Raw genomic sequence first — 25,308 nt, 5'->3', positions numbered from 1 at the left:
GAGAAGTGTTGGCGGCACTGAGTGCTGGAACCCGGCTGTATCAGCGGTATCAGGTGGTCCGTGCCCTGCGCCGGGACGGCGGTATCAGCTATCAGGCCCTAGACGAGACGCGCGGGCAGCCGGTGCTGCTGCTGGAGTTTTTTCCTCCGGGTGCGCGGCGGCTGGGCGCACTGGTCATTCTGCCCGAGGAGAGCCGCGCGGCGCTGGAACGGTGGACGGCCCAGCTGTCGCGCACCGGGCCGGCTTCGGGCGGTCAGCAGGTCCAGCTGAACTTCGAGCAGAACGGCACCCGCTACGCCGTGACCGCACTTCCACTCGGGGAGTCGCTGCTGGACCGTGTTCGTGCTGGTCGTCTTCTTGCTCCCGAAGAAGCGCAGGCCGTCATGGCGGCGCTGGCGCAGACGCTGGCGGCCCGGCATGCCCAGCGGGAAGGTATGGACGGAGGGCTGGGGCCGGGCCGAGTCAGCCTGACCCAAGGGGGCGCGCGCCTGGATCTGGGCTGGGGGCAGCCCGACTGGCCGGCCGGCCTCGCTCCCGAGCAACTCCGAACGCCCGCGCGCACCACGGCAGCCAGCGACATCTATGCCCTGGGGACCACGCTGTTGTATGCCGTGACGGGCGAAGCCGTACCGGACGCGGCCCAGCGCGCCCTGGGACAGCCGCTACCGACCCTGCCTCCCGGGACGTCCCCTGCCCTGCGGCAGGCCCTTACCCTGTCGCTGGCCCTGCAAGAAAACGAGCGTCTCGATGCCGCCGCGCTGGTGCGTCTCCTGCAATCGGGTCAAACTGTGCCCGTCGCCGCGCCTTCCCAGAACACGCGGCCAGCCCCACAGGTCGTGCAGGCCCACCAGGGCTGGCTGACCCACATCTTCAGCGACGGCGAGCACATCATCACGGCGGGCACGGACCTGCGGGTCCGGCTGTTTGGTTCCGGGGGCCAGCCGCTGCGGAGCTTGGACGGTCTGGAGGGTCGGCCCGTGGGGCTGGGCCTGAGTGCCGGGGGCGTGGTGGCCGCCGACGAGAGCGGCCGTGTCCGGTTGTGGGAGGGGCAGCACACCCGCGCTGGATCGGTGCGCCAGCGGCTGCTGGGCTTCGCCGTCCGTGCCGGTAACCGTGCCGTGGCCCTTCAGGACGACGGCACCCTGGGCGGCTGGAATCTGGGTGGCCCGGACGCGCAGGGCAGTGCGCCTCTGCGCGGCGTGTCTGCGACCGCGCTTCACGTCACTCCGGAGGACCGCATCCTGCTGGGAACGCAGCGCGGACAGGTCATGGTGTTCGACGAAGACCTGCTGCTCACGCAGCCCTGGTGGCAGGCCCAGGACAGTCTGCCGGTCACCGCTATGGCCTCCAGTGGCGACCGTGTGGCGGTGGCAGTGAACCGCAGCGTCACGGTGCTGTCGGCGCAGGCCGAGCTGCCCCTGCCGCCGCTGCCGGGTGCGGTCACGGCGCTCGCCCTGTCGCCGGATGGAGAACAGGTGGCCGCCACCGTGGGAGGGAACATCCACCTGATCGGTGTGGAGTCGGGGGAAAGCGAGGTGCTGTACCGGGGCAGGGTTCCGGTCAGGGCGCTGGGCTGGAGCGGCGAGCAGGTCGTGGCGGGCAACGATGCCGGTCAGCTGCTCCTCCTCCAGATGACCGGTTCCTCATGAGCGCTGCTCCGGCTCGCCGGTTCCTGCGCTTCCGGCCTCGCCGAGGTCAGGGGGTGTGGCGCTTTCCCGTGTCTGCCGAGGAACGGGCCACTCTGTACATTCCGGCCCTGGAGGCGGCACTTCAGCAGGATCTGGCCGAGGTGCAGACCGGATTCAGGCACTGGAAGCGGGCAGTCCTGGAAGAAATGGAGCGCCGCTGGGCGACTCCGTCCGGCCGCCCCTACTCGGCCGACGAGCAACGACTGCTGGCGGTGCATCAGGGACGCATGATGACCCTGCGCCGGCAGAGTCGCCTGGATCTGGAACGTGACCTGCGGCTGCTGCGTCAGCGCCTGAAGACGGACGGCGAGCGGCAGGCCCGGGCCACCGCTCTCGAACTGTCGAGGATTCTGGAACGCGAGCGGTTTTTTCTGGAAGACGAAGCGCGGCGTGAGCGTACCCGGCAGCTGGACGCCGAACGTCTGCGCCTGGAAAATGACCTGGCGCGGGCCAGAGCCGACCTTGCCGCCGACGCCGAGCAGACCCGTGGGCGGGCCATGGCGGCCGAGCGCGAGCGCCATGCCCGGCAGCTGGACGCCGAACTGGCGCAGGTGCGCGAGCGGCTGCGCGTCCAGGACAGGCTGTCTGCCCTGCGCGACGAGCTGAGCCTGAGGCACGCCCACGAACTGGACACGCTCAACGTACAACTGACCCTGGAGCGGGAGGCCCAGCTCAGGGCCGAGCAGGAGCGGGGAGAGGCAGCGCTGGTTCAGGAGCGTCAGGCGCTGGAGGCCGAGCTGGGTGCCCTGGCGGCCGCTGAACAGGAAGAGTGCCAGCGGCAGCACAGTCAGGCCCTCGACAGAGAGCGGGCAGCCCTGGAAACCGGCCACCTCACGGACCTGGAGAAGCTGCGTGTCCAGCATGGGGACAGTCTCTCTGCCCGGCTGCGGGCCGAACGCGAGCGCCTGGCCCCCGAACTGAAACAGCAGGCCACTGCGGCCCGTGCCCGCTGGGAGGAGGAGCGGCAACAGGTCAGGGCCGAGCAGCTCCGGACCCAGCAGGCCGATGCCGAAGCCACTGTGGCCGCGCTGCGGGCTGAACTGGAAGCTGCCCACGCCGAGCAGCTGGCCCGGGAGCGCGCCGAACTGGAAGGCCAGCTGGCCGTGACCCTGCGAACCAGACAGGAGATGGCCGATCACGCCCTGGAAGAGCAGCTCGCGCCGCTGCGGGCCGCGGCCCAGGTGAAGCTGGCCCAGGCCCTGGAGGAGCAGCGCCGGGCCGCACAGGCGTTTCAGGCGCAGCGGCTCTCGGACATAGAGGGGGCGGAACATCAGGAACTGGGGGCGGCGTGGTCACGCCTGGAGGCCGAGCTGTTGGCCGGGCACGAGCAAGCCTTGGCCGAGCAGGCGACTCGTCTGGAGGCCGAAGCGGCAGCTCTGGAGCAGGACGCCCAGAGAGGTCTGGAAGCGCGCATGGCCGACACTCTGGCCGAGCGCACGGCCGCGCTGAGCGCCCGACTGGCCGCCGAGTATGAGCAGACGCCTGCGCCCCGCCGCATTCGCGTGGCCGTGGCCGATCCGTCCACGACTCAGGGCGGTGTCTCCAGTCCGCAGAACTCCGCCCACCCGGTCGCCGTGATCGCCGGAGTCTCCGTGCCCCCGAACATCCTGCCCGACGCGCCGGACGCGGTGCTGGGGGCGCTGAGGCTGATCACCACGCACGGCGAGGTGGCCGAGCGCGACCTGGGCCGGTTCGTCCCGCCGGAGCAGAGTGTGCGGCGCTTCCGGCGTGATCTTGACGGCGTGATAGAGGCGCTGGTCCAGAATGGCGAGCATGTCTTCCTGCGGGTCACGCGGCCAGACGACACCTACTACATCCTCAATCCGCGCCGCCGCCAGGAGCAGCCATGACTTCAGCCATTCCCCGCCACGACGCCGTCCATATCCTCAGCGCGCTGCGCCAGGGGGGAGTCCCGACCCTGGGCCTGCACCATTACGCGGTGGGGCAGGAGCGTGAGCTGAACGTGCTGCTCGACCAGCTGCGTGAGGTGAGCGGCGGCCACAGTCAATTCAAGGGTATCCGGGGTGGGTACGGCAGCGGCAAGACCTTCATCACCAGCCGCCTGGCCGAGACGGCGCGCCAGCAGGGCTTCGCTGTGAGTCAGGTGTCCATGAACCGCGACGCGGCCTCGCTGCACATGCTCGAGCGGCTCTACCGGGGCATCATGCAGAACCTGGGCATCAGTGGGACCGAGGGCAATGCGCTGGGTACCCTGCTTGACCGCTGGCTGGGCAGCGCTGAGGACTACGTACTGGAGGTGCAGGGGATTCCCGAGCACCTGGGCAGCGCCGTGCGTGAGGCGGTCGGGCAGCGCGTCGAAGTGTTGCTCGCGGAGGTCGCACAGGAGCGCCCCAGTTTCAGTGCGGCGCTGCGGGCCTACTACGACGCCGACGTGCGCGGCGACCACGCCCTGAAACGCGACGTGCTGGGCTGGCTGATGGCCGACCCCCACGCCTCGACCCGCCAGCTGACCGGGGTACGCGGGCAGGTGGGGCCTGCCGACACGGCGGCGTACCTGCGGGAATTTACCCGGATGTTGCGGCATCTCGGGCGGCCCGGCCTTCTGATCGTGCTCGACGAACTCGACGAGATGCGACATCTCAAGCGTGACCTGCGCCTGCGCGCCTGGGCCAACCTGCGCGACCTGCTCGACCAGCTCGCGCGCGGGGTGCCGGGGCTGTATCTGGTGCTGGCCGGAACCCCGGAGGTGTACGACGACCGCCGGGGCATCACCGAGTTGCCCCCCCTGGCGCAGCGCCTGGACGACCCCACCCAGCGCACCGCCCATCCGAATCTCCGTGGACCGCAGCTGCCCCTGCCGACCTTCAGCCAGGAAAATCTGGTGGCGGTCATGCGCCGCGTGCAGGAACTGTGGGAACTGGAGAGCGGCGTGCTGGGCCGCCTGCCTGCCGGATTTGCCGAGATGCTCGCGGCGGGGTGGACGCAGCGCCTGGGCAGCCGCTCACCGCGCGTCGCCATCCGTGAATTTGTCAGCGTCCTCGACCGTGCCCGCGATTATCCGGACTTCCACCCGGATCAGGAGTACGACTTCGCGCTCGATACGGCGGCCCTGAGTCCCGAGGAACGCGGTGAAGTGCTCGTCTCGCCCGACGAGCTGTTCTGAGGCGAGACTGGTGACCGCCTCCGCATTCATGCAGCTCAGCCCGCGCCTCCGCGCGGGGATTGCCGACCAGTTGCGCTGGTCGGGGTTACGCCCTGTGCAGGAGGCGAGCATCCCCAGCGTGCTGGCCGGCGAGAATGCCATCATCCTGGCCCCGACGGCGGGGGGCAAGACCGAGGCGGCCTTTTTTCCCGCCCTCGATCTGCTGCACCGTCAGCCCCGGCCCGGCGTGCGGCTGCTGTACCTCAGCCCGCTGGTGGCCCTGCTGAACAACCAGGAAGACCGCGTGTCCCGCCTCGCGGGGCTGCTGGGCATGACGGCCTTCAAGTGGCACGGCGGGGTCGGGGCCTCGGCTCGCAAGGCCTTTCTGGCCGATCCGGCCGAGGTGCTGCTCACGACTCCGGAAAGCCTGGAGGCGATGTTCATTCATGGACAGCCTGTGGGGGAACTGTTCGGGCACCTGCGGCTGGTCATCGTGGACGAGGTGCATGCCTTTGCCGCGAGCGACCGGGGCGCGCAGCTCATCAGCCTGATCGAGCGGCTGACCGCGTGCAGCGATGAGGACGTGCAGCGCCTGGGCCTGAGTGCCACCGTCGCCAATCCCGGCGATCTGGGTCGCTGGCTGCGCGGCAGCAGTGCGCGGCAGGGGCGGGTGGTGCGCCCGCCGGGGGCTACGCCCAGCCGGACAGCCGAGGTGGTCAGCCCGGACCATCCCGACGCGCTGGCCGACCTGCTCGGGCGGGTGCGCCACCGCCGGACCCTGGCCTTCACCGAGAGCCGGGCCGACGCCGAGGAGATCGCCGACCACCTGCGGCGGCGGGCCGGGCTGGACTTCAGCGGCAGCTACCACTCGGCCATCAGCCGCGACGCCCGCCAGACGGCCGAGGACGTGCTGGCGGGCGGGGGCAGCGCCTGTGTGGCCTGCACGAGTGCGATGGAACTGGGCGTGGACATCGGCGACCTCGACGGGGTATTGCAGTGGGGGACACCGGGCAGCGTGTCGAGCCTGCTGCAGCGCTGGGGGCGCACCGGCCGCCGGGCGGGCCGCGCGCAGCACACCGTCATGTACCCCAAAACCGAGCGGGAACTGCTGACCACGGCCGCCCTCCTGAGTCTGGCGCAGGAAGGCTGGGTAGAGGCCGTGCGGCCCGATACCCGCGCCTACCACATCCTGCTCCAGCAACTGCTGTCGGAGGTGCTGCGCCGCGCCCATACGCCCGACTCGCTCCTGCGGGCGGTGCAGACCAGCCCCGCGTTCTCCCGGATCCCGGAGGAGGAGCGGCGGGACGTGCTGCGGCATCTGGTGGCCCACGATCTGCTGGCGCAGCTGGGGGGGCAGCTGGCGCTGGGGGACCGGGGCGAGCGCCTGTTCGGGCGGCGTCAGCTGGGCGACCTGATCGCCACCTTCGAGGTGCCCGACAGTTTCACGCTGGTGGATACCCGTGACCACGCGGAGGTCGGTCAGATCGAACTGGCCTTCGTCGAGGAACTGCGTGAGGATCTGGCGGCTGGGCTTCCGGTGGTCGTGCTGCTCGGCGGGCAGGCCTGGCAGGTCACGGCGATTCAGGACCGGGCGGGCACGGTGCTGGTCAAGCCGGACCAGAGTGGCCGGCCGCCCAAGTGGGCCGGGGGCCTGCCGCGCCAGATGGAACGCGCCCTGGCGTGGCGCCACCGTGAACTGCTCAGCGGCCATCCCCTGCCAGACGGTCTGGATCAGGCCTCGGCGGAACTGCTGCGGGATATGGCGGCCCGCACCGCCGCGCTGTTCGGCAGTCGGCTGCCGGTGACGGGGCAGGGCCTGACCCTGGTTTGGCACACCTACGCAGGCACCCGGATCAACACGACGCTGCAGGCGGCCCTGCAACCCTTCGGCGCGGTGGCTGCTGACGCCCTTCAGGTGTCCCTGCGGGCCAGAGACGAGACGGCGCGGCAGGCGGCTCTGGCCCTCCTCGCCAGCGACTGGTCCGCCTGGAGTGCTGAGGAGCGCCACGCCCTGCTGGAGCGGGTGAGGCTGCCGCGTGTCAGCAAATATCAGGTGCATCTGCCGCCTGCGTATGCCCGCCGGATGGTGCTTGACCGGTTTATCGACTGGGAAGGGACACTGGACGTCCTCCGGGGGTCCAGCGAACATCGGGAGGCGAAGGCGGAACAGCGGGGCGGATGATTTGCGCCCCGTCGACGTTCTGTCGGAGACGCCCCATCTGCGGGGCAACAGGGCATCTCGTGTAGGCGCGCCTGGACTCGGCCTTGCCACAATTGAAGCCCTGCAGCCCTCAACTGTGGCAAAACTGTGGCACAGGTCCAACTGTGGCATATCGACGGACTTTCAGAAAAGGCAAAACCTCCGCGCTGAGCGGAGGTTTCCTTGGGGCCAGAGGTCGGATTTGAACCGACGACCTACTGATTACGAATCAGTTGCTCTACCCCTGAGCTACACTGGCGCGCGGCAGTCGAGACCCTTTCGGGCGAGAGGCGCACGAACCAAAATAAGCCCTGCCCAGGGGCTTGTCAAACGCCGGCACGCAGCGCGGCGCGGACCGTTCCCGCCAGATACAGGCTGCCCGCGACGAGCAGCGTGCCGCCCTGTGGGGTGAATGCCAGGGCGCGGGTCAGGGCGGCGTGCGGGTCGGGATCGGCCACGCCGCCGTACCGGGCGGCCAGTTCTCCGGGCGGCGTGGCCGTCTCGCCGGGCGCGGTGAAGACCCGCACGGGCGCCACCGCCAGCAGGGGCGTCAGGGTGGCAGCCGTGTCCTTGCGCGCCAGATTGCCGAACAGCAGGACGTCGGCGCGGGGCACCGCCTGGGCCAGCACCCCGGCCGCGTGAGGATTGTGCGCGCCGTCGACCAGCACCGTGCGTCCGCTCACCGCGAACCGTTCCAGGCGGGCCGGGTGGGTCGCCGCGAGGGCCGCCTCCACGCCCGCGCCGTAGCCCAGCGTGCGCAGGGTGGCGGCCGCGAGAGCGGCGTTGCGCGCCTGGTGCGGGCCGGCCAGGGCAGGCGGTCGCGGCAGGTCAAACAGGCCGGGGCGCGACTCCGGCGTCCACAGGGGAGCCCCGATCTCGGCCGCGACCCGCGTCACCTCGTCCAGCGCCTCGCCGGTCGCGGTCGTGAGCAGGGGCACGCCGGGCCGGGCCGCGCGGGCCTTGTCCCGGGCGATCTCGCGCACCGTCTCGCCCAGGACGCCGGTATGGTCCAGGGCCACGTTCGTCAGGGCGACGGCCACGACCCGCCCGAGCGCCTGTGTCGCGTCCGAGACGCCGCCCACGCCCGCCTCCATCACGGCGACCTGCACGCCGTCCTCGCGGAAGGTCCGGGCGGCCAGGGCCAGGGTGAGGTCGAAGAAGGGCGCGTCCGGCGCATTCACCTTGGCCCAGTCCAGAAAGCGCGCGGTGCGCTGTGGGTCGAGGTCCTGCCCACCCGTGCGCACCCGTTCCTCGTAGGCTTCGAGGTGCGGGCTCGTGAAACGGCCCACCCGCAGGCCGCAGGCGAGCAGCCCCGCCTCCAGCATCGCGCAGGTGCTGCCCTTGCCGTTGGTGCCCACCACGCGGACGCTGGCGAAGGTCTCGTCGGGCCGCCCGAGGTGGTCGAGCAGGGCGCGCGCCGCCTGCGGTCCCCGTTCGCGGCCGGCGCGGGTGCGGGAATACAGCCAGTCGTAGTCGGGCCGGGCCGGGCCGGACGCGGCGGGGCCACTGGAGGAAAGGGGCGCAGACACGGCGCTTATGGTGCGCCCTGCTGGCCCTCCCGCGCCACTGCCCCGCGGGCCAGCGCCTCGTCCAGGGCGTCCCAGGCGAGCAGGGCGCACCTGCGCCGCCGCAGCAGCCGCCCCGCCCCCGCCAGCGCCAGCAGGTCGCCCAGGGCGGGGTCGCCGCCCTCGTCGCCGCCCAGCACCATCGCGCGGTACTGCGCCGCCAGGTCGCGCGCCTGGGCCAGCGTCTTGCCGCGCAGGGCCTCCGTCATCAGGCTGGCGCTCGCCTGACTGACCGCGCAGCCGCGCCCGGTAAAGCTCAGGGCCGCGAGGCGCTCGCCCTCCACCTGCGCCCAGACCGTCACCTGATCGCCGCAGCCGGGATTGTCGAGCGCGGCGTGCGGCGCGCCGGGCAGCTCGCCCCGGTGGCGGGGCCGCGCCTGATGGTCCGCGAGAATCTGCCGGGCGAGGTGGTCGGGGAGTTTCATGGCGTCACCCCGCAGAGGTCGGGTCGGGCACCGTCAGGCGCAGCGCCGCCGCGTGCAGCATCTGCACGCCGGTTTCCAGGCTCAGCTCGTCGAGGGTGAAGCGGGGGTGGTGGTGCGGCCAGCGGCTGTCGGCCGCGTCGCTGCCCGAACCGACGTTGAAATACGCGCCGGGGGCCTTTTCCAGGTAGGCGCTGAAGTCCTCGCCGCCCATGGTGGGCCGGGCGTCCTGGAAGTGCTCGGGGCCGACCGTCTCCAGCGCGATCTCCTTGAGCTGCGCGGCCACCCAGTCGGTGTTGATCAGGGGGCGGTAGCCGAAGTCGTAGCGCAGGTCGTACTCGGCCCCGTGCGCCTCGCACACCCCCTTGATGACCCGCTCGATGAGCTGCGGGGCGCGGCGGCGCAGTTCGGGGTCGAAGGTGCGTACCGTCCCCATGAGTTCGGCGGTGTCGGGAATGACGTTGTGCGTCGTGCCGCTGCGGAAGTAGGTGACGCTGACCACCAGGGCGTCCTGCGCGCCCACGTGGCGGCTGACCACATGCTGGAGGTTGGTCACGACCTGCGCGCCCACGGCGATGGGGTCGATGGCCTCCTCGGGATGCGCGCCGTGCCCGCCCCGGCCCTTGATGGTCAGCTCGATCATGTCGGGCGAGGCCATGAAGGCGCCGGGCTTGACCGCCACCATGCCCGCCGGAAGCTGGCTGTTGAGGTGCAGGCCGGTGACCACGTCCACGCCGTCCATCAGGCTGGTTTCCATGACGAGTTCCTCGGCCCCGCCCGGCCCGATCTCCTCGGCGTGCTGGAAGATCATGCGGACCTCGCCGGGCACCTCGCCGGGGTTCTCGGCGAGCAGCCGCGCCGTGCCCAGCAGGATCGCCGTGTGGCCGTCGTGCCCGCAGGCGTGCATGATGCCGGGGTTCTGCGAGGCGAAGTCGAAGGTGTTCTCTTCGTGGATGGGCAGGGCGTCGATGTCGGCGCGCAGCAGCAGCGTGCGCCCCGGCTTCCCGCCCTTCAGGACGGCCAGCACGCTCGTCGCGGTGGGGCGCGTGACCGTCAGGCCCGGCATCTTCTTCAGCTCGCCCTCGATGTAGGCGGCCGTCTCGTGTTCGTGAAAGCCGACCTCGGGGTGCTGGTGCAGGTGCCGCCGCCACGCGACAAGCTGCTCCCTAAGCTCCTGTGCCCGGTCCTGGATTGTGGTCATGCCCCAGGGTAGCGCCTGCGCGGCACGCACGTCCCGGACGCGGCCCTCTGCCCGCAACTCCGCGCGCCCGAACCGCGTATTCAGGAGCATGAAGACGCCCCGTGTCCGCACCGTGAACTCCGGCAAGAAGAGCAGCACCCTGCGCCAGCTTCTGGTCTACGCCCCGGTCGCCCTCGAACTGATCGGCATGCTGCGCCGCCGCCAGCAGGCCGGGCGCGGCAAGTACGTCAAGGCCCGCAAGCGCGACAAGGCCTTCGACTTCGTGCTGGACCAGGCCCAGCGCCGCCTGGGCGGCAAGCCCGCCGCCAAGACCCGCCGCTGGTTCTGAGGCCCCTGTCAGGCCGCGCCGCCGCCTCCGCTCCGGGGCGGCGGCTTCGCCTTGGCCCCCCGACCATGAAGATGCGGCCAGGGTCCGCGCGCCCCGCCCCGCCCCCGCGCCCTAGCCGCCGCCGAGCGCCGCCGTGTAGTCTCGGGACCGGCAGGCCTCGTCCGGCCGCCCACCCCCCGCCCCCATCCGCGCACAGACAAAGAGAGGACCCGGTCCATCGACACGCCCGCCCCCCAGGACATCGACATCAAGCACTATTTTTCCGTGCTGCGCCGTTCGGCATGGATCATCCTGGGGGGCGCGCTGCTGGGCGGGGCGCTGACCTACGGCGCGTCGTCGCTGCGGCCGGCCGAGTACGAGGCCTCGACCAGTCTGGCGGCCCTGAGCGGCTCGACCGGCAACAGCGTGGTGAGCCTGACCCTGGTCACGACCCCGCCGCTGCCGCAGAGCGTGGTGCAGAACGCCCTGCGCAGCCAGAAGGTGCTGGACCTGACCCTCTCCGAGCTGCGTGGCTCGGCCCTGCCGGCGGCCGAAAAGACGGCCCTGGCCGCGCAGCTGCGCGCCGAGGCGGCGGGGGGGCGCTACCAGCTCGTGCGGATGCTCGCCAGCATCGACCCGCAGCAGCAGACCGGCATCTATGAACTGCGTTCGCACGCGCGCACGCCACAGGCCGCGCAGGTCCTCGCGGACGCCTCGGCGCAGGCCCTGCTGCTGTGGGACCAGGAGCGCGCCGCGCAGAACATCACCCGCGCGCAGCAGACCCTGCGCCAGCAGCTCGCCAACGTGGACGCCCGGCTCGGCGCGCGGCCCGGCACCATCGAAACCCAGTCGTTGCTCACGACCCGCAGCGACCTTCAGGAGAAGCTGGGGCAGGTGTCGGCGCTGCTCACGGCGGTGGGGGGGACCCTCTCGCTGATCTCGCCGGCCTCGACGCCCCAAGTGCCGGTCTCGCCCCGGCCGCTGCGAGACGCCCTGCTGGTGTTCGCGGCGCTGCTGTTCTTCCTGGCGCTGGGCGCCATCGTGCTCGACGCCCTGCGCAAGCGCGTGAACTCGGCCGCCGACCTCGCGCCGCTGGGCAAACCGCTGCTGGGCGTGCTGCCGCTGCTGCGGGACGGCCAGACCGAGCTGCTCGCCGAGACGCGCGGCGGGGCGCTGTACGAACAGGTGGGCTTCCTGCGCGTGAACCTCGCGTCGGTCGCGGCGGGGCGCACCCGCTTCGCGGTGTCCAGCGCCCGCCCCGGCGAGGGCAAGAGCACCATCACGGCCGCGCTGGCCCAGAGCTTCGCGCTTCGCGGCCTGCGGGTCCTGATCGTGGACGCCGACCTGTACCGGCCCACGCAGTTCCGGCTGTGGCAGCGCACCCGCGCCCACTTCACCTCCACGGCGGTGGGCGGCGCGACCCTGTACCAGGACCTCACGCCGGGGGCCGGATCGGGCGCGACCGACCTGCTCATTCCCGAGCGCGGGGTCAACGACGCCGCGAAGCTCTACGAGATCATCTCCTCGCTGGCCGACGACTACGCCTACGTGCTGGTGGATACCCCGCCCGTGCTGGTGGCCGCGAGCGCCCTGGAACTCTCGGCGCGGCTGGGCGGCGTCCTGATGGTCGCGGCGCTGGGCAGCGAGCTCGAACTCGTCGAGCGGGCCATGCGCAGCGCCCAGACGGCCGGCAGCGAGGTACTGGGCATCGTGCTGAACAAGGAAAAGGAGCGGGCAGGCAACGTGGGCTACGGTTACGCGCCCGGCCGCTACATGGACCCGGAAAGCCCCGAGGCCGCGCCGCTCGAACTCGACCGGCCCTGAAGCCCGGCTGCGGCTCAGTGGCCCGCGAGGTCGCGCACGGCCCGGTAGAACTCCCGGCGCACTTCGCCCAGCGCCTCGTTGCTGTAGGTGTGGGCCACCCCCAGGTTGCGCTCGCCCAGGGCCTCGTAGCGCCCGGGATCACCCAGTAACCCCTCCAGCGCGGCGGCGATGGCGGTGGGGTCGCCGGTCGGAAAGCGCTCGCCGGGGCCGATCAGCTCGGGAATGCCGCCCACCTCCGACCCCAGCACCGGCAGGCCGCGCGCCATCGCCTCGACCATCGCGCGCGGCAGGCCTTCTTGCCACGAGGGCATCAGGAACACGTCGGCGCGGTCGAGCTGCTCGCGCACGCCCGCGCCGCCCGGCACCGCCCCGACGAACTCGACCTGCGCCGCGACCTCCAGCGCGCTCGCCTGGGCTTCCAGGGCCGGGCGCTCGGCCCCCTCCCCGACGACGCGCAGCCGCAGGTCCAGCCCGCGCGCGCGCAGCAGCGGCAGGGCCGAGACGGCGAGGTCCACCCCCTTGTACGGAAACTGGAGGGTGCAGACCATGACCGCCTCGTGGGGCGCGGCGTGCCAGCTCCGGCCCCGCGCGGCGTAGGCCTGAGGCGGCAGGTCCACGTCCGACAGCCCGAACATGCGGCCCGGCGAGGGGTAGCGCCGCTGCAGGGCTTCCCGCGTCACGTAGGCGACCACGCGCGCGCGGCGGCACTGCGCCTGAAGTTGCCGGGTGTACATCTGCCGGAAAAAGGCCCGCAGGGGGTGACGCGACACGCGCGGCGCGAACAAGGCGTAGGGGTCCCCCACGACCTCGGCGGCGAAGGGCCGGTCGCCCAGGGCCCGGAAGGCCTCGTTGCTCAGGGTGCCGGGCACGCGCAGCAGCACGGCCCCGGCCTGTGGGTCCAGCACGGCGGCGGCGATGGCGCGGCGTACCCGGCCCTTGACCCGCAGGTACTGCGCCGGCCCGATGAAGTGCGGCACCGCCACGAAGCTCACGCCCGGTCCCCCGGCGGGCCGCATCCGGTCGCCTACCTCCGGCACGTCGCGCACGCGGGCGACCACCCGCACGGCCCCGAACACCTCCAGGTAGCGCGCCCAGAACTCGGCGCCGTGGGGGCCGGGGGTCCAGACCCGGCCGTCGGGGGTGCGGTCGTAGCGTTGTTCCAGGACGGCGGTCAGGTTCATGCGGGCCTCCTCAGGGGGACGCGGCCCGCCGCGCCGCTGCCCATCACCACGGCGATGACCAGGGCGTACAGCGGCAGGAAGCTGCCGAAGCCGACGTTCGGAAAGAAGGTTTCCTGGGTGAGGCTGGTGATCAGGAAGCCGGCGGTGACGTTCAGGATGACCCGGGCCTGTGGGCCGGCGCGCAGCAGCAGCGCGAGCAGCAGCGCGAAGAAGGCCCCCATGTTCACCAGCCCCACCACGCCAGTCTCGAACAGCACCTGCAACACCATGTTGTGCGCGTTGTTGCCCTTGTTGATGACGGCCGACCCCAGCCCGGAGCCGACCAGCAGGCGGTAGGGATCGCCCAGCAGCTCCCCGAAGATGCTCTGCCAGATGTCGGTGCGCCCGGCGAGGTTGCCGGGGTCGGAGGCGTCGAGGATGGTGGCCTGCCGCTCGGCCGTGGACGTGAGGTTCGGGGCGATCCAGCCCCAGGAGATCAGGCCGGCCACGCTCAGGCCCAGCGCCGTGAGGGCCGCGCGCAGCGGAAAGCGCAGCAGTTCGAGCACCACGAACACCGCGCAGCCCGCCAGACCCGCGCGCGAGTTGCACAGGAAGCTGGCGGCCAGGGCTAGCAGCAGCACCCACTCGCCGCCCCCCCGGCCCAGGCGGCGGCGCAGGTACAGCACGAGCGCCCCCAGCAGCATGACCTGCAAGGCCGCGTAGCCGTGGTTGAAGCCCACGAAGCCCAGCCCGCGCTCCTGGTACAGGTAGTAGGCCTCCCACGGCCCCGAGACGCCCAGCCCGCGCGGGAGGTGCCGGCCCAGGAACTTGATGGCTTCGCCCGAGAAGGTGGTCAGGATGATGCCCCCGCAGGTCACGGCGAAGGCCACGGTCGCCAGCCGGTGCCAGCGCGCCAGGAGCTGCGGCGTGTATTCCAGCCGCGAGGCCGCCCAAAACACCAGCAGCACCTGCACCAGCCGGTAGAGCGAGAAGGCCCCGAAGCGCAGCTCGGTGCCCAGCAGCGGGTCGGCGTAGATGAACAGCACGCCCAGCGCCAGCACGCTCATGCCGAACAGTCCCACCAGCCCCCACCACAGCTGGCGCTGCGCGGCCGTGCCCTGCGGCTTGAGGTACAGCGCGGCGCACAGCCCCGTGAACCACAGCGTCAGGTCCGGCAGGGTCTGCCACAGGGTCCACGACGGCCCCAGCGCCAGCACCGGCAGCGTGAAGCACTGGGTGAGCAGAAAGAGGCCCAGCCCCGTGGCCGTCAGCGCGTGCAGCCGCGCCGCCGTGCCGGTCGGGGCGGGGGAGAGGGCGCGGTCCTCAGCGGCGATAGTGCTCATAGCGCTCCAGCAGCAGCGGCAGCGAGTGGGTCAGGTCGTAGGGATGCGGCGCAGGGAACTGCGCGGGCTGTCCGGCGACCTCCAGGATGGCCTGCGCCCAGGCGGCTGCCCCCGCCGCGAGGGGCAGCGCCGTGACGCTGGCGCCGGGCAGCCACGCCTCGGGCGGCAGGTGGTCGGCGGTCACGCAGGGCAGCCCGGCCATCTGCGCCTCGATCAGCGCCAGCCCTAGCCCCTCGATGTGCGAGGGGAAGACGAACACGTCCATGACTTGCAGCAGCGCCGGCACGTCGTCGCGCGGGCCCGCGAAGACGACCGCGTCCAGCACCCCCAGCTCGCCCGCCAGGGCCTGCACCTCGGCCTGCTGTTCGCCCTCTCCGATGAGCAGCAGTCGGGCCTCGGGGCGCCGGGCGAGCACCTCGGCGAAGACCCGCAGCAGGAAGGGATGGTTCTTGGCGGGCCGGAACCAGCCGATGTGGCCCAGCACCAGCGCTTCCGGGGCCAGCCCCAGCGAGGCGCGCAGGGCCGCGTGGTCGGTCGGCCGGGTATAGGGCGCCGGGTCCAGGCCCAGCGGCAGCACGCGCCACTGCTCCTGGGTGTGCCAGCGCGGCCCGAACAGCGCGCCCGCCGCCTGGTCGCTGACGGCCAGCCCCTCGCTGCTCGCGCGCGCGATGGCCGCCTTCATGGCCCGCAGGTACAGCCGCCGGGGCGCGCCCGAGGCGCGGTCGGGGCCCTCGGTGTTCAGGTGGCTGTGGGCCACGCGGCCGCGCACGCCCGCCAGCCACGCCACGAACAGGATGACCCCGCTGAAGTGGTGGACATGGCTGTGGACCACGTCGTAGTGCCCGGCCCGCAGGGTGCGCCACAGGCAGCCCAGGAACGCGCCGACCCGGCGCGGCGAGGGGCAGCGGCGCACGGTGATTCCCAGCGCCCGCAGCTCGGGGTCGTAGGCGCCGCCCTCCGGCGTGAACAGCAGCAGCTCGAAGGTGACGCGCGCCGGGTCCTGGCGGCGCAGCACCTGCATGAGCCAGGTTTCGATGCCGCCCCGGTTCATGGCGCTCAGGACGTGCAGCACCCGCAGGGGTCGCCCGGCGGCGGGGGTCGGGGGGGCAGGGGGCGCAGAGTCAGTCACGGGCGGCCTCTACTGTAGGCGAGGGCGGCGCGGCCTGCGCCGGGGCCGGGGGGCCGCGCCGCAACGCCCGCCGGACGATCCACAGGCTGCCCAGCAGCTGCGCGGCGCCGCCGATCACGGTGGCCCAGGCCGCGCCTGCCAGCCCCCCGCCCGGCACGAGCAGCGCGCAGGCGAGCGCCAGGGTGGCCGTGGTGCCCAGAAAGAGGGGCACCTGCGCCCCGAACTCGCGCAGCGCCGTCATGCCGAAGCCCGCGAAGGAGGCGACGTAGCCCGGCGCGGCCCCCAGCATCAGCAGGGCGAACAGGGGCACGTCGCGGCCGTAGGCGGGGCCGTACAGCAGCTCCAGCAGCGGGCGCCCCAGCAGCAGCGCGCCCAGTACCCCCGCCGCCCCCAGCGCCGCGCCCAGCAGCAGCAGCCGGCCCAGCAGCGCCCGGAACCCGGGGGCGTCGCCCTGCGCGGCCAGCCGGGCCAGCGGTGTGGTGGCCGCCTGCCCCAGCGCCGTGACCACCATGCTGCCCGCCACCGTCACGTAGGACAGGGCCGAATACAGGCCCACGGCCTCCAGTCCGGCCTCGCGGCCCAGGAAGTAGCGCGGCAGGCTGGCGTTCAGGGCGATGAGGCCCACCGCCACCCCCAGCGGCCAGGTCAGGGCGGCCAGGGCGCGTAGCCGGGACCACTCGGGCCACCACCAGCGCCCGGTGCCGGGGCGGGTGCGCGGCAGGTCGTACAGCAGCAGCCCCCCCAGGTAGCCCCCGGCCACGGCGGCGGCGGCCCAGCCCACGTCGCGCGTCAGGGCGAAGGCGGCGGCCAGCCCCAGGGCCGAGAGCGTTCCGCGCAGCATCAGCGAGCGCGCCACCTCGGTCAGCCGCCCGCCCGCCTGGAGGTGGCCGTAGCACACGTCGCTCAGGCCGTCGAACAGCTTGGCGAGGGCCAGCCAGCCGGTCACGGCCGCCAGCCCCGCCTGCGCCTGGGGGCCGGCGCTCAGCAGCGCCCAACCCGCGCACAGCGCCAGTGCCAGCCCCGCAAGCAGCGTGCGCAGCGTGAAGTAGTGCCCGAAGCGGTAGGGGCTGTCCGGCGGCTCGGTGGCCTGCGCCCCGCGCAGTTGCAGGCTCAGGAGCAGAAAGACCGGGGTGGTCACGGCCAGCCCCAGCGTGTAGCGCCCCACGTCGGCCGGGCTGCCCAGGCGCGCCAGGACCACCAGCATGGCCCACTGCGTCGCCGCGAACACCAGGTTGCCGGCCAGGGTCCACACCACGTCGGTGCGCAGCGCGGGAGCCGGGGCGGCGGCATTGCCGGCCATCAGGGGCGGCCGGGCAGGAACGGGAGGGCGGGCATCGGCCCCAGCCTAGTGCGCCGCACGCCCCTTTCCTGCGCGGTCCCGGTTCATGCTTTGCCCAGAGTTGCCCGCGAGAGGGCCGCCCCGCTCAGCGCACTTCGAAGACCCGGACCTCCAGTGCCCCCAGCACGCCGCCGAGCTGGCCCCGCCGAAACTCGGGGTCGGCCGCGCCGAACAGCGGGTTCAGCCGGCGCACGCGCGGCAGGTCCAGCCGCAGCGCCTGCGGCCGGGGCGTGGTGTTCACCACCAGCAGGTACGACCCGCCCGGCCCGCTGAACTGCGCGGCGCGGACCGGCTGGCCGGGGGCCGGCGCGGTCAGCTCGCGCCGCGCGCCGCTCAGCAGCGTGGGCGAGAGCCGGCGCACCTCGGCGGCCAGGGTCCGGGTCTCCTGCCACAGGGGCGCGTCGTCGGTCACGCGGTTGCCCCCCGAACGGTACGAGTAGTACACGACGCCCTTGACCCCCGCCAGCAGCGCCTGGTAGGTCATGTTGCGCAGTTCGGCCGGGGTGGGCCGGCGCTGGCCCGGCCACGCGAAGCTCTGGAGGGTCGCCAGCGGCACCACGCCGCGCCGCGCCGCCTGCTCGACCGTCTGGCGCATCACGCCGTACACCACCGCGATCTCGTCGGTGCCGCCGATGGGATAGCTCATGTTGCTGACGCTGTCCGACACCCCGAAAAACCCGCTCTCGGGCCGGTCGTTCGCCAGCGCCAGGGTGATGCCCGTGAGCTTGTCGGGGGCGAGCGCCTTATAGGTCGCCTGGAGGTCGGCCACCGCCGGGGGCGTGCTGTTGTAGTTGCTGTCGTCCATGAGCGTGAAGCCCAGCAGCGCGGGCTGGGCGGCCAGTTCACGCACGAACCGGGGCTGCACGCCGTGGGCCAGCACCATCACGCCGCGCCGGTGCGCCTCGGCCAGCAGCGCGGGCATCTCGGTCTCGGCCTCGCGCACGGGCTCGGTGAGCATGACGTTGAAGCCGGCGTCGGCCAGGGTGTCCAGGTCGTTCAGGCGAATCTGGGGCGTGCCCTGGTCGGCCCAGGAGACGTGGTAGAAGCCGAAAGGAAAAAACGGCTGCCCATTGATCAGGATGCGCCCGCCCGAGGCCGTGACGCGGGTCTGCCGGGCGTCCACGGTCCAGACGGCGGGCCGCAGCGGCGCGCAGCCGGTGAGCAGCGCGCCCAGCGCCAGACAGGTGGCCAGAGGCCGCAGAGGAGACATCGCCCGTCGTTATAGGCGCGCCTCATGTGAGGCGCCTCAGTTGATGCGGAAGAAGTGTGCGCCCAGCGGCGCGATGGTGCCGCCCAGGGTGGTGCCGCTGAGCCTGACGCCCTCTCCGCCGCGCCCGGCGAACAGGGGGCGCAGGCCGGTGGGGGCCTGATCCGCGAGCGGCACGTACAGGGGCTGCGCCTGGGTGGCCGAGACGTTGGTGAGCAGCAGGTAGGTGTGGCCCTGGTAGGTCCAGGCGGTGGCGTGCACGTTGCCGTTGTTCGTCTCCAGGTACTTCGGCTCGGCCGAGAGCAGCATGGGCGAGAGCTGGGCGATCTCGGGCACGATGCTCTTGGTCATCTCCCATACGGCGGGGCTGCGGCGCACGTTGCTGTACGAGTCGAGGTAGGTGTAGTACAGGATGCCGCGCACGCCGGCCCCGATGGCCTGGTAGGTCATGTTGTAGACCTCGGCGGGGGTGGGCATGCGCGCGGCCGGGTCCGAAGCGTCGTGGCCCGGCACGGTGCCCCCAGGAAAAGGCCTGGAGGTTGGCGACGGGCACGGTGCCGTTCTTCTTGGAGAGCCCGACCGAGAGGCGCTGCATGTCGTAGGTCGCGCCGATGCTGTCGCCCGGCCCGATGGGGTAGGACATGTTGCCCATCATGTGCGTCGTGTCGAAAAAGTCGCTGTGCGACTCGGCGTAGCTCGTGAACAGCGCGGCGTAGGTGGGGTGCTGCGGGTCGAGCGACCGCATCCGCGCGCCGCGGTCGCGCACCTGCGCGGGGGTGTACTGGAGGTTGCAGTCGTCGGCGACCATCCAGCCGAGCACGGCGGGCTTGCTCGCCAGCTTGGGCACGCTGCTCTCGAAGACGCCTTCGCTCAGCACGTACATGCGCGCCCGGGCGGCGGCGTCCAGGAACTCGCCGTAGCGGGCATTGTCGGCGTCGTTGATGACCGAGGCGGTCATGGTGTTGAAGCCCGCCGCGCTCATCTCCTGCATATCGCGCTGGCGGGTGGCCGCGTCGCTCATCCAGGAGACGTGGTAGAAGCCGAAAGGAAACAGGCCCTGGTTGCCGACCCGCAGGCCGGCGTTCTGCACGCTGACCTGCTGGCCGTAGGTGCCGGGCACGAGCGAGGGCGGCCGGAGGGCCTGGGCACTCTCGCTGGGGGCCGCCGTCTGGGTGTCGGCGGGGGCGCTGCCGGCGGTGTCCGCCGTCTGGGCGGCAGTGCTCGGCTGGGGCGTGGGGGCCTGCATGCAGGACATCAGGCCCAGAGACAGGGCCAGCAGGGCCGGTACGGTTCGGCGCACGTGTGTTCTCCTCTTTCGGTAACCCGGCCGGCCCTGTGGGCCCCGTGGCTTTGCGTCCCCCCCTTGCGAGGGGTTTGCCTTTGGTCGTTTAGGAAGTTGGCGGCGCACGGTATCGCGTGCTGGGATGAAGGTAGCCTAAAGAGTCTCACAGGCGGCTTACAGAAGCCGGGGAGCCTGTTATGCTGCGGCGCACGGCGGCCAGGACTATGTTTTGCGGCCAGAACGGGGCTGTCCAGCACGGGGCACCGGGGAGGGGACGTGGACCGCGAGCAGGAACTTCAGCAGTTCAGGGCAGTGGCGGCCCTGTCGCCCGGCGGGGCGCTCGACGCGGCCCGGCACGCCGCCGCCGCCGGACACCCACAGGCCGCGCGCGTGCTGCTGGCCGAGGTCGGCGGGCTGCTCGACACTGCCGAGGCCGGGCGGGTGCTGGCCGAGCCGCCGCAGGTGGCCCCCAGCCCGGCCCTGTCGCGGGTGCTGGCGGCCCTGCCCCGGCCCCCCGAGCGGCCGGGCGAGCGCGAGGCCTGGGTGCGCGGTCAGGCGGCGCGCCTGCTGCGCCGCGACCCCCCGGCAGGGACGGTCCCGGCTGCCGGCCCGGCGCAGCCCACGTCGCCGGTCTGCGCGGCCCTGACCCTGGAGGACGACGGCGCCCGCTGGACCCTGGCGGTCGAGTGGGCGCTGGAGCGTGCCCGCGCCGCCGGACAGGGCCGCGTGACGCTGGCGGTGCCTGGCTGGGGGGCGTGGCTGGGGGCGCGCGAGCGGCTCGCGGCGCGCTACGGGCCGCTCGTCGGCGGGTTGGGATCGCCGGTCGCGGTCATCACGCTCGAGGACGCGGTGGGCCTGCTCTCGGCGGCGTGGCGCTGGACCCTGCCGGACCTCGCCACGCTGCTGGGCGGTCCGGTGCTGCTCGATGGGCTGCGCGGCCTGCCCGGAAGCCAGCCGGCGGTGGTCGCCGGGCTGCTGGCCGACAGCGCGCGGGTGTTCGGCGTCAGCGCGCTGCTGCTCTCGGCCTGGCCGCTGGACTGGTCCGGGTGGCCGGAGCTGCCGCTCGGCGCGCCCGTGCCGGAGGTGCCCGGCCACACCGGGCCGGACTTCGCGCCCCCCGAGGCCATGGACCTCGCGTCGCTGGCGGCCCGCATGGCCCGCGAACCGGGCGACGCGCTGGCGGTGCTGCCCTCGCGCGGGAGCGCGGCCCGGCTCGCGGCGCTGGTGCCGGGCAGCGTGCTGTGGTCGAGCAGCCTGTGCCCGGTCCATCTGGGCGAGCGTGGACGGGAGCTGCGGGCCCGGCGGGCGGCGGGCGAGCGCCTGCGGGTGGTCGCCACCATGCTGCCGCCCGCGCAGCTCGGTCCCTTCGGCACGGTGTGGCACGGGGAGGCCCCGCTGCCCCACCTCGCCGAGGCGTGGCGGCTGTGCTCGGGGACCTTCCGGCGGCTGGCCCTGACCGACGTGGCCCGCCCGACCGCGTGGCACGGCGCGCTGGCCCTGAGCCGCGACCTGCTGGCGCAGTGGCCTCCCGCCGAGGCGCTGGCCGCCTTCCGCCGTCTGGGCGAGGGGGCCGGGGCGGCGCAGGCCGGCGGCCCGGCCCCCTCCCCCGGCTCCGACCTGGACCGGCTGCGGGCCGGGCAGGACTACGCCTCGCTGGCGGCGGCGCTGCGGCTGCGTCCGGCGACCTCGCGCCCGGTCCTGATTCCCTACGACGACGAGGCGCGCGCCCTGGCCGAGCAGACCCGGCGCAGCGGGCACCTGCCCACCGCCGCGCTGCGTTACGCCGCGTGGCTCACCCCGACCGAGGCCGAGACGGCCCTGCGCCGGGGTCAGGCGAGTTCGCTGGGCTGGGCGCTGCTGTGGGAAGCGCCCTACAACCCCGAGTATGGACTGGCCGGCGCGCTGGTCCGGGAGACGCGCCATGCCCAGGAAGTCTGAGCCGGGCGCGGCGGACCGGCCGCACGTGTTGCTGCTCATCACGAAGGCCGAGCGCGGCGGCGCACAGACGCACGTGCTGGAACTGCTGCGGCTGCGTGACCGCGCCCGGCTCACGGTCGCCTCGGGCGAGGACGGGTTCCTGCTCGAACAGGCGCGGGCCCTGGGGCTGGAGACGGTGGTCGTGCCGCAACTCGTGGCGCCCCTGGACCCCCGGCGCGACCTCGCGGCACTGTGGGCGCTGGTGCGGCTGCTGCGGCAGTTGCGGCCCGACCTCGTGCACCTGCACAGCTCCAAGGCGGGGCTGCTGGGGCGCGTGGCGGCGCGCCTGGCCGGGGTTCCGGCCATCTTCACGGCGCACGGCTGGGCCTTCACCGAGGGCGCCGGGCGCGCGCGGCGGCTCCTGGCGATCTGGTCCGAGCGCCTGGCGGCCCCCCTGAGCGCCGCCATCATCGCCGTGTCGGACTACGACCGCGACCTGGGCGCGCGGCTGCGGGTCGCGCCGCAGGCCCGGACCATCCACAACGCCCTGCCGCCCGCGCCCCGCATCACGCTGGCCGCGCCCCGGCCCGACGTTGCCGTGCGCTTCGTGATGGTCGCGCGCTTCGCGCCCCCCAAGGACCAGGCGCTGCTGCTGCGCGCCGCCGCGCCCCTGCGCGGGGCCGAGGTCTGGCTCGTCGGGGACGGCCCCGAGCTGGAGGCGACCCGCGCGCTGGCCGCCGAGCTGGAACTGGGCGACCGGGCGCGCTTCCTGGGCAGCCGTGACGACGTGCCCGAACTGCTCGCGCAGACGGACGTGTTCTGCCTGTGCTCGCACTACGAGGGCTTTCCCATCAGCGTGCTGGAGGGCATGCGCGCGGGCCTGCCGGTGATCGCCAGCGACGTGGGCGGCGTGGGCGAGGCGGTCGTGCCCGGGCGCACCGGCCTGCTCGTCGCGCACAACGACGTGGTGTCCTGGCGCCTGGCGCTGGCGCGGCTGCTCGACGACCCGGCCGCGCGCGCGGCGATGGGCCGGGCCGGGGGCGAGCGTTTCGACGCGCACTTCACGCTGCCGCACCTGCTGGAACGGACCTGGGCGGTGTACCGCGAGGTGCTGGACCGGCGGCGCTGAGTCGCCGGGATGGTCCCGGCGGCCACGGTCCGCTCCGGCGGCCATGCTCTAGGATGCCCGGATGACGGGGCGCGCGGCGGCGAGGCGGCGGTGGTTGCTGCCAGGAGCGGCGGCGCTGCTGCTCGTGGCCGGGGGGGGCGTGGGCGCCTGGACCTACACCACCCACCGCGAGGTGCAGCAGACCGGCATCAAGGTCTACAAGGCGCTGGAGGACGACGGGATGCCGCTGCGCCCCGGTGTCCTCGACGACCCCGTGTTCAGGGCGCTGCCCGCTCCCGCCCAGCCCCCGTCGCTGGGGCGCTACGTCCCGCCCAAGGGTCAGGCGGCCCCGGCGGGCGCTTCCGCGCCCACGCCGGGGCCGTTCATCGAACGCGACTCGTCGGCGCAGCTCGCGCGGCGCAAGGTGCACATCCTCCTGATCGGCAACGACCAGCCCGCGCTGGGCCGTGGCCGGGGCGATACCCTCCTGAGCCTGACCTTCGACCCGGTGGCCCGCACGCTGTACTTCCTGAGCATTCCGCGCGATACGCGCATCGAGCTGCCGGGCCACGGTCTGGTCAAGATCAACGCGGCCTACGCCTATGGGGGGGCCAGCCTCCAGACGACGGCGGTCGAGCGCTTCCTGGGCGTGCCCTTCGACAAGTACGTCGAGGTGAGCCTGGACGGCTTCGTGCAGGCCATCGACGCGGTGGGGGGCGTGGACGTGGACTCGGCGCTGGACTTCGAGCTCGACGGCCAGCACATCACGCGCGGGCGGCTGCACCTCGCGGGCGAGCAGGCGCTGGCCTACGCCCGGATGCGCCACGACGACCCCCAGGGCGACCTGGGCCGCAACGCCCGGCAGCAGCAGGTGGTCCGCGCGCTCATGCGGGCGCTGGGCGGCCTGGACACGCCCGAGCTGACGCGGGTGCTCGGCCGCCTGAGCGACAGCGTGCGCACCAACTTCTCGCCTTCGGAGGTGGTCAAGCTGCGCGCGGCGCACGCCTACATGCTCGACCACCAGACGGCCGAGCGCGTGCGCGGCGAGAACCGCAAGATCGGCGGCGTGTGGTACTACGTCGTGCCCGACCGCGAGCGCCAGCGCCTGAACCTGCTGCTGCGCTGAGCGCCGCGTCCCCGCTACACTCCGGCCATGTCGCTTCCCCCCACCGAAGGCACCTTCCGCGAGCGGGTGCTGGCGCTGGTGGCCCGCATTCCGCCGGGCCGGGTCATGACCTACGGACAACTCGCGCTGCTGGCCGGACAGCCGGGGGCCGCGCGGCAGGCAGGCTACGTCATGAACGCGCTCATGGACGGCGAGTCGGCCCTGCCCTGGCAGCGGGTCATCAACGCGCAGGGCCGGGTCAGTACCCACAAGCTGGGGTTCGGGGACCTGCAAGAGGGCCTGCTGCGCGCCGAGGGCGTCGAGTTCGGCGCGGGGGGCCGCTGCGACCTCGCCCGCTGGCAGTGGTGGCCGGAGGAGGACCCGCACGCGCCGCCGGGGCGGCTGCTGTGATTTCCGGGCCTCTCTAAAGAATCGGCCGGGGCGTGGGCGGGGGCCCGGCTCCCCGCCCGCGCCCGGCGGCGATATGCTGAGGGCTATGAATGGCCGGAAGAACCGCTGGACTGCTGGAAACGTGATCTCGTGGCTGCTGGGAGTCACGCTGGGGCTGATCGTCGGGGTCGTATTGCTCATCGTCATTCCGCGCACCATCGGCACCGACGCGACCCCCGGGCCCGAGGGCACGGCGGCGACCCCCGTGAACAACGAGGCCGCCGGAGCCTCCGGCGCCGCCGCTGCCAGCCAGTCCGGCAGCGGGATGTCGGGCAGTGGGATGTCGGGCAGCGGCACGGCGGCCTCGGGGACGGCCACCTCCGGCTCGGAAACGGCCACGACCTCCGGGGCCTCGGGCACCGGCACCGCGGCGACGGGCACCGAAGGCACGAGCTCCTCGGGCACCACCCCGAGCAGCGGCAACACCACCGAGCCCAGCACCGCCGAGTCGCCCACCCAGGAGACCGGCGCGGCGGCCTCGGGCGCGGCCTCGGCGGGCGCGCCCTCGGAAAGCGGCGCGTCGAACGCCGCAGACGGCGACGCCTCGGCCGGTCAGCAGGTCTTCGCGGGCAACTGCGCGGGCTGCCACGGCCAGAACGCCCAGGGCGGCATCGGCCCGAGCCTGGTCATGGCGACCGAAGGCCCCAAGGCCTGGACCCTGGCCCAGTTCACGACCGTGCTGCGTGAAGGCCGTACCCCCAACCGCACGCTGGGGGCCGTCATGCCCCGCTTCACCGCCGCGCAGATCAGCGACCAGCAGGTGGCCGACATCCAGGCCTACATCAAGACCCTTCAGTAAGTCCGGTTGCGGCGGCTCCCTCACCTGCGGGTGGGGGAGTCTTTGTTTGGGTGTTGACCCTGGTACGTACCCCGCACGGGGCCCAGGGTGCCCAGGCCCAGGGAGAGGGTCGTGGGGGGCCGCCTACGTCAGGATGTCCACCGCCGCTGCGCGTTCTGG

General features: G+C 73.1%; 20 protein-coding genes, 1 tRNA gene and 1 riboswitch. Of the genes, 11 read left to right on the top strand and 10 right to left on the bottom strand.

Going from position 1 to position 25,308, the window contains the following annotated elements; translation table 11 throughout:
* The first annotated feature begins 5 nt into the window (after nucleotides 1–5).
* The 4 genes from DGO_RS14040 to DGO_RS14025 all read left to right on the top strand — a co-directional run bounded on the left by DGO_RS14040 (nucleotide 6) and on the right by DGO_RS14025 (nucleotide 6,973).
* Entirely contained in the window at nucleotides 6–1,649 is a 1,644-nt protein-coding gene (locus tag DGO_RS14040; protein ID WP_145975341.1) for a serine/threonine-protein kinase, read from the top strand.
* A gap of 68 nt (nucleotides 1,650–1,717) precedes the next feature.
* Nucleotides 1,718–3,538 carry a coiled-coil domain-containing protein gene (locus DGO_RS23870; protein ID WP_169331015.1) on the top strand — a complete coding sequence of 607 codons (1,821 nt, stop codon included), beginning with the start codon at nucleotides 1,718–1,720 and terminating at the stop codon, nucleotides 3,536–3,538.
* Entirely contained in the window at nucleotides 3,535–4,812 is a 1,278-nt protein-coding gene (locus DGO_RS14030) for a BREX system ATP-binding domain-containing protein (RefSeq protein WP_014686170.1), read from the top strand. The genes DGO_RS23870 and DGO_RS14030 overlap by 4 nt, the downstream gene beginning before the upstream one ends.
* A gap of 10 nt (nucleotides 4,813–4,822) precedes the next feature.
* Nucleotides 4,823–6,973 carry a DEAD/DEAH box helicase gene (locus DGO_RS14025; RefSeq protein ID WP_145975340.1) on the top strand — a complete coding sequence of 717 codons (2,151 nt, stop codon included), beginning with the start codon at nucleotides 4,823–4,825 and terminating at the stop codon, nucleotides 6,971–6,973.
* 202 nt (nucleotides 6,974–7,175) lie between these two features.
* Here the strand turns inward: DGO_RS14025 and DGO_RS14020 are convergent.
* The 4 genes from DGO_RS14020 to DGO_RS14005 form a co-directional block, all read right to left on the bottom strand.
* Nucleotides 7,176–7,250, bottom strand: a tRNA-Thr gene (locus DGO_RS14020).
* 67 nt (nucleotides 7,251–7,317) lie between these two features.
* Nucleotides 7,318–8,520, bottom strand: coding sequence for a bifunctional folylpolyglutamate synthase/dihydrofolate synthase (locus tag DGO_RS14015; protein ID WP_050920828.1), 1,203 nt, complete (start codon nucleotides 8,518–8,520; stop codon nucleotides 7,318–7,320).
* Nucleotides 8,521–8,525: 5 nt separating this feature from the next.
* Nucleotides 8,526–8,981 (bottom strand): Fe-S cluster assembly sulfur transfer protein SufU, encoded by a 456-nt coding sequence (gene sufU / locus DGO_RS14010; RefSeq protein WP_014686167.1) that lies wholly within the window; start codon nucleotides 8,979–8,981, stop codon nucleotides 8,526–8,528.
* A 4-nt stretch (nucleotides 8,982–8,985) separates the two neighbouring features.
* Complete coding sequence (locus tag DGO_RS14005) at nucleotides 8,986–10,179, bottom strand: M20 family metallopeptidase (RefSeq protein ID WP_014686166.1); 1,194 nt, start codon at nucleotides 10,177–10,179, stop codon at nucleotides 8,986–8,988.
* Between the two features lie 88 nt (nucleotides 10,180–10,267).
* Here DGO_RS14005 and DGO_RS14000 point away from each other — a divergent pair, with 88 nt between their 5' ends.
* Both DGO_RS14000 and DGO_RS13995 read left to right on the top strand, forming a co-directional pair.
* The gene (locus DGO_RS14000) at nucleotides 10,268–10,507 is read left to right on the top strand and encodes a hypothetical protein (RefSeq protein WP_014686165.1); all 240 of its coding nucleotides are present in this window, start codon (nucleotides 10,268–10,270) and stop codon (nucleotides 10,505–10,507) included.
* A gap of 264 nt (nucleotides 10,508–10,771) precedes the next feature.
* Nucleotides 10,772–12,310, top strand: coding sequence for a CpsD/CapB family tyrosine-protein kinase (locus DGO_RS13995; RefSeq protein ID WP_050920827.1), 1,539 nt, complete (start codon nucleotides 10,772–10,774; stop codon nucleotides 12,308–12,310).
* A gap of 14 nt (nucleotides 12,311–12,324) precedes the next feature.
* Here the strand turns inward: DGO_RS13995 and DGO_RS13990 are convergent, their stop codons facing one another.
* The 6 genes from DGO_RS13990 to DGO_RS13965 all read right to left on the bottom strand — a co-directional run bounded on the left by DGO_RS13990 (nucleotide 12,325) and on the right by DGO_RS13965 (nucleotide 19,001).
* Nucleotides 12,325–13,491 (bottom strand): glycosyltransferase, encoded by a 1,167-nt coding sequence (locus DGO_RS13990; RefSeq protein WP_014686163.1) that lies wholly within the window; start codon nucleotides 13,489–13,491, stop codon nucleotides 12,325–12,327.
* Nucleotides 13,488–14,813, bottom strand: a complete 1,326-nt coding sequence (locus DGO_RS13985) for an O-antigen ligase family protein (protein WP_014686162.1) — start codon at nucleotides 14,811–14,813, stop codon at nucleotides 13,488–13,490. The genes DGO_RS13990 and DGO_RS13985 overlap by 4 nt, the downstream gene beginning before the upstream one ends.
* The gene (locus DGO_RS13980) at nucleotides 14,794–15,942 is read right to left on the bottom strand and encodes a glycosyltransferase (protein ID WP_145975339.1); all 1,149 of its coding nucleotides are present in this window, start codon (nucleotides 15,940–15,942) and stop codon (nucleotides 14,794–14,796) included. Before DGO_RS13980 ends, DGO_RS13985 begins: the two co-directional genes overlap by 20 nt.
* The gene (locus DGO_RS13975; protein ID WP_014686160.1) at nucleotides 15,935–17,242 is read right to left on the bottom strand and encodes a lipopolysaccharide biosynthesis protein; all 1,308 of its coding nucleotides are present in this window, start codon (nucleotides 17,240–17,242) and stop codon (nucleotides 15,935–15,937) included. The genes DGO_RS13980 and DGO_RS13975 overlap by 8 nt, the downstream gene beginning before the upstream one ends.
* Before the next feature lie 124 nt (nucleotides 17,243–17,366).
* A complete protein-coding gene (locus DGO_RS13970; protein WP_014686159.1) occupies nucleotides 17,367–18,491 on the bottom strand; it encodes a hypothetical protein in 1,125 nt (374 codons plus the stop codon).
* Nucleotides 18,492–18,527: 36 nt separating this feature from the next.
* On the bottom strand, nucleotides 18,528–19,001 hold the full coding sequence (locus tag DGO_RS13965) for a hypothetical protein (RefSeq protein WP_014686158.1): 474 nt from the start codon (nucleotides 18,999–19,001) through the stop codon (nucleotides 18,528–18,530).
* A gap of 801 nt (nucleotides 19,002–19,802) precedes the next feature.
* Nucleotides 19,803–19,877, bottom strand: a riboswitch (cyclic di-GMP riboswitch).
* Nucleotides 19,878–20,046: 169 nt separating this feature from the next.
* On the opposite strand from DGO_RS13965, the gene DGO_RS13955 reads away from it, so the two are divergent.
* The 5 genes from DGO_RS13955 (at nucleotide 20,047) to DGO_RS21175 (ending at nucleotide 25,149) form a co-directional block, all read left to right on the top strand.
* The gene (locus tag DGO_RS13955) at nucleotides 20,047–21,708 is read left to right on the top strand and encodes a hypothetical protein (RefSeq protein WP_014686157.1); all 1,662 of its coding nucleotides are present in this window, start codon (nucleotides 20,047–20,049) and stop codon (nucleotides 21,706–21,708) included.
* Nucleotides 21,692–22,816: a glycosyltransferase family 4 protein gene (locus tag DGO_RS13950; RefSeq protein ID WP_050920825.1), complete on the top strand. Its 1,125-nt coding sequence runs from the start codon at nucleotides 21,692–21,694 to the stop codon at nucleotides 22,814–22,816. Before DGO_RS13955 ends, DGO_RS13950 begins: the two co-directional genes overlap by 17 nt.
* A 61-nt stretch (nucleotides 22,817–22,877) precedes the next feature.
* Nucleotides 22,878–23,921, top strand: coding sequence for an LCP family protein (locus DGO_RS13945; protein WP_083847305.1), 1,044 nt, complete (start codon nucleotides 22,878–22,880; stop codon nucleotides 23,919–23,921).
* Between the two features lie 27 nt (nucleotides 23,922–23,948).
* Complete coding sequence (locus DGO_RS13940; RefSeq protein WP_043802537.1) at nucleotides 23,949–24,311, top strand: MGMT family protein; 363 nt, start codon at nucleotides 23,949–23,951, stop codon at nucleotides 24,309–24,311.
* A gap of 85 nt (nucleotides 24,312–24,396) precedes the next feature.
* Nucleotides 24,397–25,149 carry a c-type cytochrome gene (locus DGO_RS21175; RefSeq protein ID WP_014686153.1) on the top strand — a complete coding sequence of 251 codons (753 nt, stop codon included), beginning with the start codon at nucleotides 24,397–24,399 and terminating at the stop codon, nucleotides 25,147–25,149.
* Nucleotides 25,150–25,308 lie beyond the last annotated feature (159 nt).

Source organism: Deinococcus gobiensis I-0, assembly GCF_000252445.1.
GTDB lineage: Bacteria > Deinococcota > Deinococci > Deinococcales > Deinococcaceae > Deinococcus > Deinococcus gobiensis.
The sequence above is the reverse complement of the archived record's forward strand: the minus strand, read 5'-3'. Positions and strand labels throughout refer to the sequence as shown.